The following is a 16,041-nucleotide window of genomic DNA, read 5'->3' as shown; positions in this document are numbered from 1 at the left end:
TCACGCCGACCACGTCCTGACGGTGATGCTGACTCGACCCACAGAGACTGCGCGAGCGGCCGCCTGCGGCGAGTCGAACCGCTCTCGGAGGCGCGGTTCGACGTCGGCGGCGAGCGCGCGGACGAGGTTGCGGTTTGCTTGGGAAACGTCCGTGGCGCGCGAAACGTTGGCCGAAAGTCCGTCTTCGACGCTTGTGTCGTATGCTTCGGCGACGCGTCGATAGCGCGCGGCGGTTTCGTTGCGGAGAGCAGTGTCGTCGCGCAAGGCGGTCCCGTTGCCCGGAAACCACCCGGCGACGAGACCCCGAGCGAGGACGTGCGCGACGCCGCTGTAGCCGTCTGCGTGGGCCGCAGTCACTGCGTCTGCACGCTCGGTGGGGAATCCACTCGGCACGGTAAACGTCGCGGCACGCACGTCCGCGCGTGGTGGTGGTGTCGAACCTGCTACTGCACGCCCACGGATTGCTGCGCCAGCGTACGGTTTCCACCGAGCGACGACCTGAACGTGTGAGGGAACTTCTGAGCGTCGGAGGCCACGAGCGACCGCTTGGGTCGCGTTCTCACGGAATTCGTCGGTTTCGGGGTAAAGCGCGACTTCTTCGGAGTCGGCATCCACTTCGCTACTCGCCACGGCGACAGTTGCCAGCAGGCCAGCGAGCGTGTCGTGGACTGTTGAGACGTTGCCGTCTGTTCTGTTCTCACCGAGTGCGTACGAGACCGACGCCGTATTCGTCGCCACGAGCGTGGCGGTCGCTTCTGCCGAGTGCGCGTTCGAGCCCCCCGATTTCTGGAGCGGAACACCGGCGAGCGTCGTCGCGCTCGCGGCGACGAGTAGCAGACAGAGCGACACGTCGAGGACGGTACTGATGGCCCTCACGACCAGACCACCACGCGAAGCGTCCCCGGCCGGACGTGGCCGGGCGCGACCCGAACGCTCGCAGTTCGGGTGGCGGTATCGGTCTCGAACTTTCGCTCGGGAACCGGCGGCCCCGCGTGCCACGTGCTGCCCGCCGCAGTGAGCGTAAGGTTGCAGTCGTAACCCTCCGGTGCAGCCAAGATTCCCGCCTGGAGTCGCTCCGGAGAGACGACTGCGCCGACGCGAACTTCGGCCAGTGCGCGGTGTGCCGTCGGCTCTGCGACGTTCCGCTCTGGCGTCGGGAGTGCGTCGGAAAGGACCCCTGCGTAGGCACTCAGCGCCACCCCGACCGCGAAGACGGCGACGAGCGCGGCGAGCGGTTCGACCTGTCCGGACTCGTCAGACCCGCCGGGTCTGCGCTCGGACTCAGCCGACCAGCGTGACATCGACCCCCTCCCACGAGACAGTCCGCACGGTCAGTTCCTCGCACGCTCGCCACGAAGCGGGGCGCTCTCTGGCCGACTCGACCGAGTGGCGGAACTCGGCAGACGAGCTAAATGCATGGTCAGGCGGCGTCCCGCGAAGCACCTCCCAGAGCCCAGAGCCGGGGACGACAGGCACCACTGGTCCGTAGGCGAAAGTGGCGTGCGCGACTGTCCCATCCGCTCTGAGCGCGACGCGATTTGGGGCGAGTTTGACAGCGTCAGCGCCGAGTGGGTGTGTCGCAGTCGTCGCGTGCTGACTCGCGGCCACGGCGTCCACAGTTGCCGCGACACCCGCGGCGTCCGGCGGCGGTTCGTCGGGGAGCGAGGCCGCGAGTCCGAAGGCAGTGGTGCTTGCGAGGGCGACTCCGAGCCAGACGTACCACGCATCGACGGGCGCGTCGAACATGCCGCGGGTTGGCCCCGGCTTCGGACTTAAAGCTACGTGAGCAATCCTGCGCCGACGAACGCCGCGAGGTAGGTCGTCGTCGCCGTCGGCAGTGCGAGTCCGACGCGGTAGCCCACGAGCGCGCGGTCGAGACCGCGCTCCAAGCCAGTCGCAAGTGCGGTGAGAATCACCGCGAGCAGCAGGACGTACGCGCCGACAGCGAGACCGAGCGCGTCGGCCGGGAGCGGGGTTGCGAGTGACTGCGTACCGGTACTCCCCTCCGGTGCGGCCATCCCCTCCGCGAGCGCCACCGTCGCGCCACCGACCAGCGGCGCGAAGACGGCCGCCGTGTTTCGCAAGGTTCCGGTCACGCGAGTGAGTTCGCGCCGCGCGTCGCGCTCGACGCGCTGGAGGTCGTCTATGTGGTCAGCCATCGTCACGACGGCCCGACCGGCCGGGCGTCCCTCGCGCGCAGTGACCGCGAGCAAGTGAGCCACGCTTCGAGCCTGCGGACTCGGCACGTCCGCGAGCGCGCCGTACTCGCCGAGAAAGGAGTCGCGGACGCTCAGTCGCAACCGCCGCTGGACGCCGACGGCAGCGTCGAGCGTCTCGCCAGTTTCGCCCGCAACCTCCGCCGCGGCGTCGGCGAGTGCTCCCTCGACTGCGCGGCCCTCCTCGACGCGACGACCGACGTGGTAGAGCGCGTCAGTCAGATTCGATTCGACCGCTCGGGCGTGGTCACGGACCTGCTTGACCGGACGAAACCAGCCCAGAAGGACGGTTCCACAGCCTGCACCAATCGCCGCCAGCCAGCGCGACCACGCCGGAAGCGGAGCCACCGAAACGAGGGTGAACGCACAAGCTCCGACGACGACGCCACCGAGAAGCACTGGCCACCGCTGGTCGGGCACGTCGGGGTGGGACGAGGAGACGGCCGGCGGCGGAAACGCCGCCGGGCGTCGGACGAGCAGCCACGCACTCGCACCGACGAGGACGAGCGGCAACAGCACGTCGTAGAGCGCGACCAGCACGGGCGTCGAGAGCGCCAGACCAGCCACGCGCGCCGCCGGTAGGACCGCGACGAGTGCAAGCGGGAGCAGGACACCGAAGGCGTACAACGCAGTCGTCGGGCCGTGAATGTCCTCGGCGAAGGTCGCCATGCGGTCGCGGGTGCCCTCCACGATGGCGGTCGTCGCGCGGTCCAGCGTTCGACCGCGCTCACCGGCAGGCGCGTCCGCGGCCGCTTCCACGAGGAGCGTCGCACGGCGAAGCGGTGGGTTCCAGTCGGCCCACGTCGCCCCGAAGTCGGCGAGACCCGAGCGCGGTGTTCCGTCCGCTCGCCGGACGTGGTCCCGCAAACTCGCGGCGAGTGGTCCCGACCCGGTGCGAGCAGCAAAGGCCGCCGCTCGCTCGCTGGCCGGTTCGATTCGCATCCGCAGGACCGCTCGGCCGAGCACTGCTGGCGCGGTTCCGAGCGCGCTGGTTCGCCGTGCCGTAGCGAGCAGGAGTGGACCGCGGCGCGCGACGTGAGCGATGGCGAACGAGAGCGCGAGCGTCGTCGCGACGGCCACGAGGCGAATCGAGGGAGGCGCGAGGAGAACGGGGAGGATTCCGACCAGAGCGACCGCCGTAGCGACGACGTTACTCGCTCGAAGGAGGCTTCGAGCGTCGATACTCGCGCCCAGAAACGCCAACGCGCGGACGAGATCCGCGCTCGGTTCGACTGGCAACGGCCACCACGAAGCGAGTGCGGAGACGACCTTCGCAGTCGCGTGAGTCCGCTTCACGCGTCCCTCCCACGACTCGCGTACGCGCTCACCACGTCGGCGCAACTGGTTCGCTCCTCGTCTGCGAGCGTCGAGAGCAGTCGCTCACGTGATTCGAGCGCCTGCCGTACGTCGGCGTATGACTCCCCACTCCGCGCGAGGTCGGCGACCAGTTCGCTGTTGCCGCGGTCGATTCTGCCGGTCGGTTCGAGTGTACCGTCTCGCGACTCGAACAGCGACTGGAACCGGTCGGGAGCGACGACTTCCTCGATGGTTGTGACGCGCTTGCCGTCCTCTACGGGTTCCAGCGTGACCACGAGGTCCGTGGCGGCGAAAGCGGTTTCGGGGACGCCGAGGTCCGAGACGACGCGTTCGCGGACCGCTTCTGCGCCGTCGCCGTGGATGGTTCCCAGCACCGCGCTCCCGCTCGCACCGACTCGCATGGCTTCGTAGAGGACGGCCGCCTCTTCACCCCGGACTTCGCCGACGACCAGCGCGCCCTCACCGAGTCTGAGCGCGGTTCGCAGTGCTTCGGCGGGCGCGAGGCGGGGACCGCCGTCGGTCGTCGCGCGGAGCGGTTGCGTGTCGCGGCCGTGCTGTTGGAGTGCCCCAATCGGTAGTTCCGGCGTGTCTTCGATGCAGACCGTTCGGGTCTCCGCGGGGAGTTCCCAGAGTAGTGCGCCCAGCAACGTCGTCTTGCCAGCGCCGCGCGTACCGGCCACGAGTCCAGAAGCCGCACGCTCGACTGCAATCGAGAGCAGTGCGGCCGCGTCGGCCGGAAGGGTTCCGTTGGCGACGAGCGCGGGAAGTGTCCACGCCGACTCGTCGTGGGCGCGAAAGGTGAACCCCGGGCCGTCGCAAGCAGGGTCGGTGACGGCGGCGACTCTGACGGTGCCGCCTTCGGTCTCGACACTGGCGTCGAGCGTCGGAGAGGCCCGAGAGAACGCGTTCCCGCTCGCACGCCGGAGTCGGGAGGCCAACGTCTCCGCCCCCGAGTCGGTGAGTCTGACGTTCGTCCGCATCCGTTCGGCGGCCACCGAGACACGGAGCGCGTTCTGGCCGACCGGTGCGGTGGCGAACACGTCCGAGACGGTAGAATCTGCGAAGAAGTCGGCGAAGACGCCGAAGCCGCGAGTGTGCTTTTCGAGCGCCGAGGAGAGTATTTCGATTGGGTCCGAGTCGCTGGCGACTCGTCGGACTGCACGACCCGGCGCGCGGTTGCCGCCCGAAACTGCGCCCTCCGCCAGCAACTCGTAGGCGCGAGCGAGCGTCGTGAGCGCGTCGTCGTCGAGCGCGAACTCCACTGGTTCGAGGTGGTAGGTACGGAGCGCGTGGTCGGGCGAGGAGTAGACGCGGACGGTCGCGCCGCTGTCGAGCGTTCGCTCGTCCTCCAGCGTCGCTTCTCGTGGCGGACTCTCGGCGACGCGAGCACGAGCGATTCGTGGCCCGACGAGCGCGCCGAGTGCGTCGTCGTAGTTCGTCCCTTCGAACTGCTGGATGCTGTCCGCCAACCCCGTCTCGGCCGCGACGTCGCCTACCGGTCCAGCGCGGCCGACGGCCGCCTGAGCAGCCCCGAGCGGGTCGGTCGTCGCTCTCTCGGCCAGCGTCGCGTCGTAGAAGGCGACCCGCTCGGCGAACCGACCGGCAGACACCAGCAGTGCCGCCGAATCGCCTTCGTAGGCTCGTTCGACTCCGGTCGTTCGGACGACGACTTCCTCGGCGTCTCGGTCTGCGAGCGCCGAGACGGCAGTGTTACGACACTCAGTAGCGGCCGCGAGGTCGCCAGAACCGGGGCAGTCGCTGGCGTCGATGAGGAGTCGGTCGCTCTCGAAGGCGGGGACACACCGGCAGTTCGGCGGCCCCTCGCGGAAGCGCGACAGCAGAGACATGCCGCGGGTTGGTCCCGTCTCCGGTCATAAATCTCCGGGCGCGGTCGAGCGACTACTGGGAACCGGAGTGTTCGACGGCGACGACTGGTCTGTCGCCGTCGCGGACTAGTCGGAGAGTCAGACGAACCGTTCCGCCGTGGACGACGAGCGCGTTGGCATCGCTGGCTTGGTTTTCACCCGCGACGAGCAGATCGACCGGGAGACGAAAGACGTGCGTGTCGCCCCCTTCGACGCGATATGCGAGTCGGTCGGAGTGTGGCGTGTCGGTGTCCGCTTGCCCGTCTGGAACGCCGCCGAGCGCCACGAAGGCGACCGAAGCGCGAGTCACAGATTCGTCTGGAACCGAGAGTTCGAGCGTCCGGCGCGCGCCGACGTTCTGCTCGCGCGCGAGTTCGGTAGCGGCCACTCGGAGGCGTACGAGTTCGGTTTCGGTCTGGCTCTCGCTCCGCGCGATTCTCGCGTCTTCGAATGCTGGGGAGACGACCCCGACGATTACGATTGCGAGGACGACAGCGAGAACGGTTCGTAACACTACGAGACCCCGGCGAGGCGAGCGAGCAGGCCGCGCGCCGAGCCCTCGCAGATGTCCTCGCCGTCGTCCGCTTCGGGGGTGCGCTCGCGGTCGGTGTCTCGTTGGACGCTCCGGAACGAGTCCATCTCGAACGCCTCGGAATCGGTCGAACCGACCGCCTGTTCCACCGATTCGGCTTTGGCGAGCGCGGCGTCCGCCCGTCGTTCCACGGCGTCGTTGACTGCCCTGACGTTCCCGACGTAGCCTCTGAGCGCTTGGGTCGCGGCCTCCAGTTCTTCGACGCGCGCTTCGAGCGTGTCGAGTCGTTCGGTGTGCGCAGCGAGTTGCGCATCGACTTCTGCGGCGTCCCGGAGGGCCGTCAGGTCGTGGTCGGTGTTCGTGTCGGCGTCGATGAGTGCGCGTTCGACTGCTTGGAGTCGCTCGTCGAGTGATTCGGAAGTCGGCATAGCCCGTGCTGGTCTCGGCTTACTATTTAAATTCGAGTAGTGGTCTGGGAAGATTGGTCGAGGGATATATCCTGAGACAGCGGGGAAAGTGTGGTTTCACAGACATACAAGTAAGCGAATAGGTATTACCACTTTTCGGACGGAAATGCGGTCCTCACGTCCCAACGCCGGAAGGTTGATTAACTACCAATTCGACCCAACTCGCATGAAAGTCGTCCTCATTGGTGTCGGACAAGCAGGGGGTAAACTCACCCAGCGGTTGGCAGAGTACGACCAGAAGATGGGCTTCGGTGCGGTACAGGGTGCACTCGCAGTTAACTCCGCGGAGACGGACCTGTCAGCACTCGATCTCGACACGGTGCTCGTCGGACAGGACCGCGTCAAGGGCCACGGCGTCGGCGGTGACAACGAACTCGGCGCGGAAGTGATGCAGAACGACGCGACGGAAGTCATGGATGCGCTCGACGGCCGCATCACGGCCCAAGCAGAGGCTATCTTCGTCGTCGCCGGACTCGGCGGCGGTACCGGGTCGGGCGGTGCGCCGGTTCTCGCTCGCGAACTGAACCGCGTCTACGACATCCCCGTCTACGGACTGGGCGTCCTCCCCGGCCGCGGCGAGGGTGCGATGTACCAAGTCAACGCCGGACGCTCGCTGAAGACGCTCGTCCGAGAAGCCGACGCGACCCTCCTCATCGACAACGACGCGTGGCACACCTCCGGCGAGAGCATGGGCGAAGCGTTCGACAAAATCAACCAGAACATCGCCCAGCGAGTCGGGTTGCTCTTCGCCTCTGGCGAGGCCATCGAAGGGGTCGGCGAGAGCGTCGTGGACTCCAGCGAAGTCATCAACACGCTTCGCTCGGGCGGCATCGCCACACTCGGATTCGCCACCGAAGAGGCCAGTGAGGACGCCGAAGAGAACATCAACACGGTTACCTCCGCAACGCGAAAGGCACTACTGAGCAACCTCAGCCTGCCGAACGCCATCGACGCCGACTCCGGATTGCTCGTCGTGGCCGGACAACCCGAGTCGATTCCGCGGAAAGGCGTCGAGCGTTCGCGGAAGTGGCTCGAAGAGGAGACTGGAAGCCTCCAAGTGCGTGGCGGCGACTTCCCACTCGACAGCGGCCGTCTCGCCACACTCGTCCTGCTCGGCGGCGTCGAACGCTCCCAGCGCGTCGAGGACTTCATCGAGCGGGCGAAGAAGGCGAGCCAAGAAGAGGAAGAAGAACGCGAGGACCCCGCGGAGATGTTCAGCAACGACCAGTTGGACGACCTGATTTAGCGCGAGGACGCGGCTTTCGAGCGACTACACGTGGTCGTCTAAGAACGCCGCGATGCGTTCGAACATCTCGATTCTATTCTCCAACTTCGTCGTGTGGTGGCCCTCGTCCTCGAAGACGAGCGTCTCGACTGGAATCCCCTGTTCGGCGACCTCTTCGGCGATTTGGCGGGCTTCGCCGACCGGAACTCGAGGGTCGTTCGCGCCGTGTTGGACGAACAGCGGGCACTCGACGTTTTCGACCTCGTGAATCGGGCTGATAGATTCGAGGAACTCGCGGTCGTCTTCGAGCGACCCGTACTCGGCTTCGCGATGGGAACGCCGCCAGTCGCCCGTGTTTTCGAGGAACGTAATCCAGTTGGCGATGCCGACGAAATCGACGGCGGCCGCCCAGAGGTCGGGGTACTCCGTAATCGCGGCGAGAACCATGAACCCGCCGTAGGAGCGACCGTAGGCGACCACTTTCTCGGCGTCGATTTCCGGCCGGTCGGTCAGCCACTCGACGGCTTCGGCGATATCTCGAACCGAGTCCATTCGCTTCTCCACGTCGTCTAGCGCGGCGTACTCCCCGCCGTAGCCTGACGACCCGCGAACGTTCGGTTCGAACACCGCGTAGCCCGAGTCGAGGAAGTACTGGCGAATCGGCCGGAACCACGGTCTGCGCTGGTGATGGGGACCACCGTGGATGTCCACGACGACCGGCGTCTCGCCGGGGATTGGGTCGTCTGGAAGCGTGAAGTACGCCGGAATCTCCCGATTGTCGAACGTCTCGTAGTGAACTACGTCGGGCGAATCGTAGTCGCCGAGCGAGATGCCACCGGGCGACGGGCGGGTCCAGCGCTCCGCGTCGAAGACTCCCTCGGTGTCCGGACTCGCGGCGTCCACGACGAACACCGAATGGTTCTGGTCGGGCGTCGAGAGAGTCACGGCGACTCGCTCGCCGTCGGGGCCGAGCGAGAGGTCGTGGACGACGCCCTCCGGAAGTGTTACTTCCTCAGTGTTGGCGTGCGTCGCGCTCGCGAAGCGACCGACTTGGAGTTCCGAGTAGCCATCGACGTTACGAGTGATGGCGAGTCGGCCCGAATCGGCGTCGAACGCGAACTGGTCGAAACTCCAGTCGTGACCGGAGAGGACGGTTTCGCTCTCGAAAGTATCGAGGTCGATTCGGACCAACTCTTTCGTGTCGGCGTTCGCGTCGCTCAGGCAGTAGATGGCCTCTCCTGCGGGGCCGAACGCTGGCCAGTGATAGCGCACGTGTCCGTCGTGGGGCGTGACGTGCTGTCGGTCACCGGTTTCGAGGTCCACGACGAAGAGGTCGCCGTCGGAACTTGCGTTGGCTTCGCTGGCGACGAGTCGGTCGCCGGACGGACTCCAGCCTTCGACAGAGAGGAAGCCCTCGTCGCCCTCACAGACGAGTTGGGGTTCGCTCTCGGCGTCGGGGTCGCTTTCGGCATCTACGTCCATCACGTACACGTCGAACACCGACGAGTCGCGGCGGTTGGCCGCGAACGCGATGCGGTCGCCGGACGGACTCCAGCCACCCCACATGTGGATTGCGTCCTCGCGGTCGGTCAGTCGAGTGACGGCGTTGGTTTCGGGGTCCAACAGGAACAGTTGGTCGTGTTCGTCCGCTCCGGAGTCCTTCCCGAAGGCGATGTAGTCTCCGTTTGGCGACCACGAGACGAACGAGACGCGTTCGTCGTAGAAGGTTCGCTGTCGGGGCCACGAGAGCGGTTCGTCGGTGGTCCAGACCTGCTTGGTTCCCGTGGTGTCGGCGAGGAAGGCTACTCTGTTGTCCCGTGAGAGCGTGGGCGCTACGGTCTTCTTTGCAGTGAAGTACCGGCGCACGTCGCGTGTCATGGGGTGTGAGTTGGAGGGCAGGGAGTTGAAGGTGTGGGTGTCGGAACTAGGCCTCGGTCATATTGTGAGCAATGGACGGATTTGCGACGATGGAGACGTGACTGCGACCACTTCGAAAGGCCCCGTCCGCTAAACTCCCGTGACTCGCTGCGCTCTTCGCTTCGCTGCGGTGCTTACTTCGTCAGGGTTCGTTTAGCGGACGGCCCATTTCAGTCCCACCCGTTCGGATGTTGAATTTGTTTTCGCATCTCAAAAGCCGGCAGTAGAAACAACCAAAAACGAAATCCGAAACGGTAGTTCGCCGAGTCAGACCAGACTACGCCCGTCGAACTCGTTGGCCTCGAAGTCTTCCTCCATCAGGTCGAGGATGGTCGGCGCGATGTCGTAGAGGTTCACGTCCTCGATGTTCGCACTTGGGTCGTCGATGAACAGCGACGTGTTGTCGAAGCTGTGCATGCCGTTGCGCGGGCCGACGCCGAACACGTCGTCGTGGCCCTTGAACCCGGCCTTGAGGTCGAAGCCGTAGTTCGGGATGGCGATGAGGTCCGGGGCGATGTCCTCGTGGTCGCCGTGGTAGACTTCTTCCTTCTCGACCACGCGCTCACAGACCTTGTTGCCGTTCGGCCCTTCGAGGTTTTCGAGGGCTTCCTTGAGTTGGTCGCGCTTTTCCTCGTACTCGCTCTCGGGGACGCTTCCCCGTGGTTCTCGACCTTCGAGGTTGATGTAGAAGCGACCGGGGACGAGCGCGTAGGCCTCGGTGTCGTCGCTGATGTCTTCGAGGCTGTCGTGGTCGTCGTCCTCGTAGGAGAGCCAGCCTTCCTCTTCGAGCCACGTGTTGAAGTGGACCTCGTAGTCGAGGCTGGTGAAGCCGTGGTCGGAGGCGACCATCATCGTCACGTCGTCCGGCAGGTTCTGGCGAATCTCGCCGAGGTAGCGGTCTACCTTCTTGTAGAAGTCCATGAACTCCTGTTTGTACTCCATGTCCTCCTCGTAGTGCTTGTAGAGGAAGTGGTTCACACGGTCGGTCGTCATGAAGACGCCGAAGAACAGATCCCAGTCGTCTTGCTGGAGGTAATGTTTGAAGCCCTCGTAGCGCGCGTCGAGGGTCTCGTGGGCGCTCTCGATGAACGCGGCCTTGTCGTCGTCGTGGCCGAGTTTCACGTTCGCGTCCATCTTGTAGTCGATGGATTCGAGGTAGTTGCGCATCTCGTCGGGGTACGCGGCCTTGTCCACGCCCGGCGAGAGGAACCCGGAGACCATCCGTTGGACGTTGCGCTGTGGCGGGAAGGTCACGGGGACGTTCATGACCGTCGCGTCGCGGCCCGCGTCCTGTACGCGGTCCCAGACGCGAGTTGCTTGCACGTCGCGACCCATCGGGACGTACGTGTCGTACGAACCGACTTCGCGGTCTTGGAACCCGTAGACGCCCGTGCGGCCGGGGTTGACGCCGGTCGTGAGAGACGGCCAGCAGGCAGACGATTCGGGTGGGACGATGCTCTCTATCTCCCCGGACGACCCCTCGCTCGCAAGCGCCGAAAGATGTTCGAACTCGTCGAAGTTGTCTTCGAGAAAGCTGTACGGCACGCCGTCGATACCAAAGAAGGCGACGCGTGGCTTATCTTCGCCACGGATCCTATCGAAGAGACCCATACGCTACTGTACGACGAGGGGATACAAGAAATTTCTTTTCGTGTAACTGTTTCACAACCTGAACAATCGTGTAGGATTGGTGTTGGTTTTGAAACGCCCGAACGCTTCCGGAGCAGAGTCAGGAACTCTCGAACGATTCGAACAACGCCTTGCGCGTGCTCGCGTCGATGAGCATGTCCAACGTCTCCTCGTAGTCGCTGTTGACCTGCGCGAACAGGCCGAGTGGGACCCGCGAGGTCGCGGCGTCGGTGTTGCCGCCGGTCGTTTCGCTCGTCTCGAACGCGCTGTCGAGGATGTCGAAGGCGTTGGTGCGCACGTCTTCGGCGCGACAGGAGACGACGATAGTCTCTTCGTGGATGCCGAAGACGGCGGCCGTCGAGACGCCCTCCAAGCGAAGCATCGTGTCAGCCGCTTCCTCCAGCGCGCTCACGGAAGGTACCGCCCCGACGTTCGTCACCGCGAAACTGGCTCTTCGCTCGCGGTTCGCGATAGCGTCGCTGATTACGTCGAACGTGTCGCCGCTCATGCCCGGCGAGCGCAGGTCCTCGATGCGTCCGAGGTCGGCGTAGGCGTGCAGGAATCCTGCGGCCTCGTAGTCGTTCGGCCCGTTCGCGCGACGGAACTCTCGCGTGCCAGCGCGGATGCCGTGCAGGAGCGCGGTCGCGACGCGCTGGTCCGGAACGACGCCCTCGTCGTTCAACAGATGCGTGACCGTCGTCGAAGTCGCGCCGTCGTCGGTCGGCGTCACCGTCAAGATGTTCTCCTCGGCAGTCGGCCGGTGACGGATGACAGCCACGACGGGTGGATTGTTCGAGAGTCGCGGAACTGCACCGCCACCGCCGACTGCGATGGCGGCGTCACAGTCGGTCAGCGAATCCGTCGCCGCGCCGATGACGGTCAGTTCGAGGTCGAAGATGTTCGAGAACGTCTTGCTGTCCTCTCCAGTGACCGGTCCTTCGGCGAACAACCGACCGGTGACGCCCCACTCGCTACAGAGGGCTTGCAGACCGACAGCCGCGGCGAGTGCGTCGATGCTCGGGCCTTCCGGGACGACGAGTGCGACGTTGTTCTGTCCGGCGACAGTCGAGCGAAGCGCCTCGACGCCCGTGTCGTCTTCTTCGCGCCGCCAGTCGGTGAACGACTGTGCGGCGTAGAAGACTAACCCACCAGAGAGTAGGAGCGTCGCTGCCAACATCACCATCTCAGCATTGCCGAAGGAAGGCCCAGTCGCCATCGGTTCGGGGTGTCTGTGCCAGTACCTAATAGTTTCTGGCAGGTGTCTTCGAACTGAAACTCTCGAAAAGTGGAGAGGGATGGGAGAGTTAGGCGAACTTCTCTTCGTACAGACCCATCGCGTGTTCTATGGCGTCTTTCGCGGCGGCTTTGTCCTCCCAACCGAGCGTCTCGACTTCCTTGCCCGCTTCGAGGTTCTTGTAGGTCTCGAAGAACTCGTCGATTTCGGCCTTCTTCTGGTCGGTGAGGTCGTCTACGTCCTCGATGTGGTCGTAGCGCGGGTCCTCGGTGGGCACGGCGATGACCTTGTCGTCCTGCTCGCCGTCGTCGTCCATCTTCATCAGGGCGACGGGGCGCGCTTCGATGACGCAACCGGGGAACGTCTGGTCTTTGACGAGGACGAGTACGTCGAAGGGGTCCTCGTCGTCGTAGTAGGACTGCGGGATGAAACCGTAGTCGGAGGGGTAGTGGACGTTACTGTGGAGGACGCGGTCGAGCATGACGCCCGGAATGTCCTTGTCGTACTCGTACTTGTTCCGCTCGCCTTTCAGACACTCGACGACGGCGTAGATCTCTTCCGGCGGGTTCGGTCCAGTCTCCAAATCTTCCCAGAGGTTCGTCATAGTGCGGATTAAACTGGGTTGGAGGCGGGGAAAGTACTTTCGGCATCCACCGCCCTGACGTAACGAATTTACATGAAACTCTCGTGTCAGCTCTGTCTGCCGTTCGCTGGGGAGATTAATTTCCATAATATTCTGGGAGATAAATGGCGAACAGAATCAGAAACTGCGTCCGAGTTGCGAAGGATTAAATACCATCGTGACAAATTTCGGGTTGTCAGACTCTATGTCAGAGGCACAGACACTCACAGAGACCAGTACCGCGCGCAACCTCACTGCATTCCAGCACAACATCCTCGTTATCCTCTCCGAGGAGCCGATGTACGGCCTCGCTATCAAGCGCGAACTCGAGGACTACTACGGTGAGGAAGTCAACCACGGCCGACTCTACCCCAACCTCGACACGCTGGTCGAGAAGGGATTCGTCGAGAAGAGCGAACTGGACAAGCGGACGAACCAGTACGAACTGACCGACGAAGGTCTGGCCGCCGTCGTCGATTCGCTCGAATGGACGCTCGCAAAGTTCGTCACCGACGACGACCGAGCCGAGCAGATTCGAGAGCTAATCGCCGACCAGTAAGTTACTCGTCTCCCTCGTCGAAGACGAGTTCGACCGACTCCCCAACGGCTTTCCGCTGTTTTTTCGACGGCCACGCGTTCCGTGGATAGTACTCGTTGAGGAACTCCTCGACTTCGCCGCTCGTCGCAGATTCGACGGGTCGCGCGTAGTGGTTACTCATGAAATCAGCGAACGCCCTCGCGTTTTCCCCGTGGACTTCGCCGTGTTCCTCGTGGACTCGGTCTGCGACTTCTGCGTTGTGCGCATCGACTGCTTCCCAGTCTTCGGGGTCGCCGGGACCGTCCAGTCGAATCTCCACCGCGCGGTCGGTGTCTTCGACGCGTTCGACCCGAATTCTCCCGTCCTCGACCCACTCTTCGGGATGGAGGACGAGTACGTCGTTCGTGTCGTCTTCACGAACTCGCACCGCGAACTCGTGTTCGGCGACGAGTTCGTCGCGGTCTTCGAGATAGGTTTCGGCTTCTGCGTCGTCCACGGCGTCGCGCGCCAGTCGAGTGAGTCGTTCGGCTTCCTCGACCGTCTCTTGGGGAATCTCTTCGTCGCCAGTTGCTTCCTCCCCAGTCGCACTCTCATCCTCTTCGCCAGCCGTCTCTGGGTCCTCGTCAGTAGCAGGTTTCTCCTCAGTCATTGTCCAGTGCCTCGTTCGCTAGCTTGTCCGCTCGCTCGTTTATCTCTCGCGGAACGTGCTGTAGCTCCCAGTCGTCGAACTCCCGGAGCAGTTCGTGGACCGTGACGCGGTGTTCTCGCAGGTCGGGGTCGTTGGTGTTCCACGCACCAGTGACCTGTTTGACGATGAGTTGGGAGTCACCTTTCACCTCGATAGTGTCGAAGCCGTAGTCGCGCGCCGCTTTCAGCACGCGAATCAGGGCCTCGTACTCGGCCTGGTTGTTCGTCGCGCGACCGATGCGCTCGCTCCCTTCGGCCGCGATGCCGTCGCTGGTGACGATGACCCAGCCGACCGAGGCTGGGCCCGGATTCCCGCGACTCGCGCCGTCGAAGTAGCAGTAGGCGTGGCCGCCTTCGTCGCGGAGCAGTGCCTCGATGTCTTGCGGGTTCGACCCCTGAATCACGACTTTGTCGTCGTACGCGACCGCGACGGCGTCGCCGTACTCGGCGTGCCAGCGTTCGTGTTCGGAGTTGCCCGCCGCCATCTCCGCTCCAGCGGCGACTAACGTTTCACGCGCGGCTTCGACGTCACACTCGATGACGGGCATGGGGTCACCTCCACGATAGTGGTATATACCGGTTGCGATGACGCTTCAGCGGGCGGTTTCGTCTCCATCGGCGTAATTCCGTTCGTAGGGGCCTACACCAGTATTTTGTTCCTTATCAGACAGAATAATTCCGGGCAAGGATTTAAGTACGTTGGAGCTACTACTATAAAAGTGCGATGACACGGTCTACTCGCCAGCGGGAGCGCCAAACCGAGGCGGAGCAGACGGAGGACGAGCAAGAGGGTGTACGAGCATGCCCGGAGTGCAATTCTGACAATCTCGTGAAGAGTTCTGACAGGGCGGAACTCGTCTGCGACGATTGTGGACTCGTCGTCGAAGAAGAAAAGATAGACCCCGGTCCGGAGTGGCGAGCGTTCAACCACCAAGAACGGCAGGAGAAGTCCCGTGTCGGTGCGCCGACGACCCAGACGATGCACGACAAGGGGCTGACCACCACCATCGACTGGAAGGACAAGGACGCCTACGGACGTTCTATCTCGTCGAAGAAGCGCAGTCAGATGCACCGTCTGCGCAAGTGGCAGGAACGCATTCGGACCAAGGACGCGGGCGAACGCAACCTACAGTTCGCACTCAGCGAAATCGACCGGATGGCGAGCGCACTCGGTGTGCCGCGCTCGGTCCGGGAAGTCGCCAGCGTCATCTACCGACGAGCGCTCAAAGAAGACCTCATCCGTGGCCGCTCCATCGAGGGCGTCGCAACCTCGGCACTGTACGCGGCCTGTCGGAAGGAAGGCATCCCGCGAAGTCTCGAAGAAATCTCGGAAGTATCGCGCGTCGAACGGAAGGAAATCGGCCGGACCTATCGCTACATCTCCCAAGAACTCGGTCTGGAGATGAAGCCGGTAGACCCGAAGAAGTACGTCCCGCGGTTCTGTTCTGAACTCGAACTCAGCGAAGAGGTCCAAACCAAGGCGAACGAAATCATCGAAACCACCGCGGAAGAGGGCCTGCTCTCGGGCAAGTCGCCGACCGGCTACGCCGCGGCGGCCATCTACGCGGCGTCACTGCTCTGCAACGAGAAGAAGACCCAACGCGAGGTCGCCGACGTGGCGCAGGTGACGGAAGTCACCATCCGCAACCGCTACCAAGAGCAGATCGAAGCGATGGGCATCCACAGCTGAAGTCTGTCTGACCGTCTAGCACTACTCTTCGCTTTCTCCCGTTTTCGCACCCGCAGATTCAAATACGGAGCCGCGGCCACCTCGCGGCATGCTCTAACTGTC

At 64.1% G+C, this 16,041-nt stretch carries 16 protein-coding genes; 3 read left to right on the top strand and 13 right to left on the bottom strand.

Features of this window, described 5'->3' with window-relative positions:
• From F7R90_RS11560 to F7R90_RS11530, 7 genes are read right to left on the bottom strand one after another with little or no spacing between them, the layout of a single operon-like run.
• Positions 1-876, bottom strand: coding sequence for a DUF7284 family protein (locus tag F7R90_RS11560; protein WP_158057582.1), 876 nt, complete (start codon positions 874-876; stop codon positions 1-3).
• Positions 873-1,301: a DUF7285 family protein gene (locus F7R90_RS11555; protein WP_158057581.1), complete on the bottom strand. Its 429-nt coding sequence runs from the start codon at positions 1,299-1,301 to the stop codon at positions 873-875. The genes F7R90_RS11560 and F7R90_RS11555 overlap by 4 nt, the downstream gene beginning before the upstream one ends.
• Entirely contained in the window at positions 1,282-1,746 is a 465-nt protein-coding gene (locus F7R90_RS11550; RefSeq protein WP_158057580.1) for a DUF7283 family protein, read from the bottom strand. Before F7R90_RS11550 ends, F7R90_RS11555 begins: the two co-directional genes overlap by 20 nt.
• A 32-nt stretch (positions 1,747-1,778) precedes the next feature.
• Complete coding sequence (locus F7R90_RS11545) at positions 1,779-3,512, bottom strand: type II secretion system protein (protein WP_225741156.1); 1,734 nt, start codon at positions 3,510-3,512, stop codon at positions 1,779-1,781.
• Positions 3,509-5,380, bottom strand: a complete 1,872-nt coding sequence (locus tag F7R90_RS11540; RefSeq protein ID WP_158057579.1) for an ATPase, T2SS/T4P/T4SS family — start codon at positions 5,378-5,380, stop codon at positions 3,509-3,511. Before F7R90_RS11540 ends, F7R90_RS11545 begins: the two co-directional genes overlap by 4 nt.
• 52 nt (positions 5,381-5,432) lie before the next feature.
• On the bottom strand, positions 5,433-5,912 hold the full coding sequence (locus tag F7R90_RS11535; RefSeq protein WP_158057578.1) for a DUF7311 family protein: 480 nt from the start codon (positions 5,910-5,912) through the stop codon (positions 5,433-5,435).
• Complete coding sequence (locus F7R90_RS11530) at positions 5,912-6,358, bottom strand: DUF7310 family coiled-coil domain-containing protein (protein WP_158057577.1); 447 nt, start codon at positions 6,356-6,358, stop codon at positions 5,912-5,914. The genes F7R90_RS11535 and F7R90_RS11530 overlap by 1 nt, the downstream gene beginning before the upstream one ends.
• Before the next feature lie 205 nt (positions 6,359-6,563).
• Between F7R90_RS11530 and F7R90_RS11525 the strand changes: the two genes are divergently transcribed.
• Positions 6,564-7,643 (top strand): tubulin/FtsZ family protein, encoded by a 1,080-nt coding sequence (locus F7R90_RS11525; RefSeq protein ID WP_158057576.1) that lies wholly within the window; start codon positions 6,564-6,566, stop codon positions 7,641-7,643.
• A 24-nt stretch (positions 7,644-7,667) separates the two neighbouring features.
• Here the strand turns inward: F7R90_RS11525 and F7R90_RS11520 are convergent, their stop codons facing one another.
• The 4 genes from F7R90_RS11520 to F7R90_RS11505 form a co-directional block, all read right to left on the bottom strand.
• The gene (locus F7R90_RS11520) at positions 7,668-9,500 is read right to left on the bottom strand and encodes a S9 family peptidase (protein ID WP_158057575.1); all 1,833 of its coding nucleotides are present in this window, start codon (positions 9,498-9,500) and stop codon (positions 7,668-7,670) included.
• A gap of 306 nt (positions 9,501-9,806) precedes the next feature.
• Positions 9,807-11,150: an alkaline phosphatase family protein gene (locus F7R90_RS11515; RefSeq protein WP_158057574.1), complete on the bottom strand. Its 1,344-nt coding sequence runs from the start codon at positions 11,148-11,150 to the stop codon at positions 9,807-9,809.
• A 118-nt stretch (positions 11,151-11,268) separates the two neighbouring features.
• Positions 11,269-12,384 carry a DHH family phosphoesterase gene (locus F7R90_RS11510; RefSeq protein WP_158057573.1) on the bottom strand — a complete coding sequence of 372 codons (1,116 nt, stop codon included), beginning with the start codon at positions 12,382-12,384 and terminating at the stop codon, positions 11,269-11,271.
• Between the two features lie 88 nt (positions 12,385-12,472).
• On the bottom strand, positions 12,473-13,006 hold the full coding sequence (locus F7R90_RS11505) for an inorganic diphosphatase (RefSeq protein WP_158057572.1): 534 nt from the start codon (positions 13,004-13,006) through the stop codon (positions 12,473-12,475).
• Positions 13,007-13,229: 223 nt separating this feature from the next.
• On the opposite strand from F7R90_RS11505, the gene F7R90_RS11500 reads away from it, so the two are divergent.
• On the top strand, positions 13,230-13,583 hold the full coding sequence (locus F7R90_RS11500) for a PadR family transcriptional regulator (protein ID WP_158057571.1): 354 nt from the start codon (positions 13,230-13,232) through the stop codon (positions 13,581-13,583).
• A 1-nt stretch (position 13,584) separates the two neighbouring features.
• Here F7R90_RS11500 and F7R90_RS11495 read toward each other — a convergent pair whose 3' ends face one another.
• Together F7R90_RS11495 and rnhA are read right to left on the bottom strand one after the other, a co-directional pair.
• Positions 13,585-14,211 carry a DUF7108 family protein gene (locus tag F7R90_RS11495; RefSeq protein ID WP_192498292.1) on the bottom strand — a complete coding sequence of 209 codons (627 nt, stop codon included), beginning with the start codon at positions 14,209-14,211 and terminating at the stop codon, positions 13,585-13,587.
• Positions 14,204-14,797, bottom strand: a complete 594-nt coding sequence (gene rnhA / locus F7R90_RS11490) for a ribonuclease HI (RefSeq protein WP_158057570.1) — start codon at positions 14,795-14,797, stop codon at positions 14,204-14,206. The genes F7R90_RS11495 and rnhA overlap by 8 nt, the downstream gene beginning before the upstream one ends.
• Positions 14,798-14,973: 176 nt before the next feature.
• Here rnhA and F7R90_RS11485 point away from each other — a divergent pair, with 176 nt between their 5' ends.
• On the top strand, positions 14,974-15,939 hold the full coding sequence (locus F7R90_RS11485) for a transcription initiation factor IIB (protein WP_158057569.1): 966 nt from the start codon (positions 14,974-14,976) through the stop codon (positions 15,937-15,939).
• The last annotated feature ends 102 nt before the right edge of the window (positions 15,940-16,041 follow it).

This window comes from Halorussus halophilus (assembly GCF_008831545.1).
Lineage (GTDB): Archaea > Halobacteriota > Halobacteria > Halobacteriales > Haladaptataceae > Halorussus > Halorussus halophilus.
Note: the sequence above shows the minus strand (reverse complement) of the source record. Positions and strands in the feature narration are given on the sequence as shown.

Excerpts from the sequence above, each read along its gene's own strand:
- F7R90_RS11520 (WP_158057575.1), bottom strand. The coding sequence starts at position 9,500 with ATGACACGCGACGTGCGCCGGTACTTCACTGCAAAGAAGACCGTAGCG.
- F7R90_RS11540 (WP_158057579.1), bottom strand. The coding sequence starts at position 5,380 with ATGTCTCTGCTGTCGCGCTTCCGCGAGGGGCCGCCGAACTGCCGGTGT.
- F7R90_RS11495 (WP_192498292.1), bottom strand. The coding sequence starts at position 14,211 with ATGACTGAGGAGAAACCTGCTACTGACGAGGACCCAGAGACGGCTGGC.
- F7R90_RS11505 (WP_158057572.1), bottom strand. The coding sequence starts at position 13,006 with ATGACGAACCTCTGGGAAGATTTGGAGACTGGACCGAACCCGCCGGAA.
- F7R90_RS11485 (WP_158057569.1), top strand. The coding sequence starts at position 14,974 with ATGACACGGTCTACTCGCCAGCGGGAGCGCCAAACCGAGGCGGAGCAG.
- F7R90_RS11550 (WP_158057580.1), bottom strand. The coding sequence starts at position 1,746 with ATGTTCGACGCGCCCGTCGATGCGTGGTACGTCTGGCTCGGAGTCGCC.
- rnhA (WP_158057570.1), bottom strand. The coding sequence starts at position 14,797 with ATGCCCGTCATCGAGTGTGACGTCGAAGCCGCGCGTGAAACGTTAGTC.
- F7R90_RS11500 (WP_158057571.1), top strand. The coding sequence starts at position 13,230 with ATGTCAGAGGCACAGACACTCACAGAGACCAGTACCGCGCGCAACCTC.
- F7R90_RS11555 (WP_158057581.1), bottom strand. The coding sequence starts at position 1,301 with ATGTCACGCTGGTCGGCTGAGTCCGAGCGCAGACCCGGCGGGTCTGAC.
- F7R90_RS11525 (WP_158057576.1), top strand. The coding sequence starts at position 6,564 with ATGAAAGTCGTCCTCATTGGTGTCGGACAAGCAGGGGGTAAACTCACC.
- F7R90_RS11515 (WP_158057574.1), bottom strand. The coding sequence starts at position 11,150 with ATGGGTCTCTTCGATAGGATCCGTGGCGAAGATAAGCCACGCGTCGCC.
- F7R90_RS11530 (WP_158057577.1), bottom strand. The coding sequence starts at position 6,358 with ATGCCGACTTCCGAATCACTCGACGAGCGACTCCAAGCAGTCGAACGC.
- F7R90_RS11510 (WP_158057573.1), bottom strand. The coding sequence starts at position 12,384 with ATGGCGACTGGGCCTTCCTTCGGCAATGCTGAGATGGTGATGTTGGCA.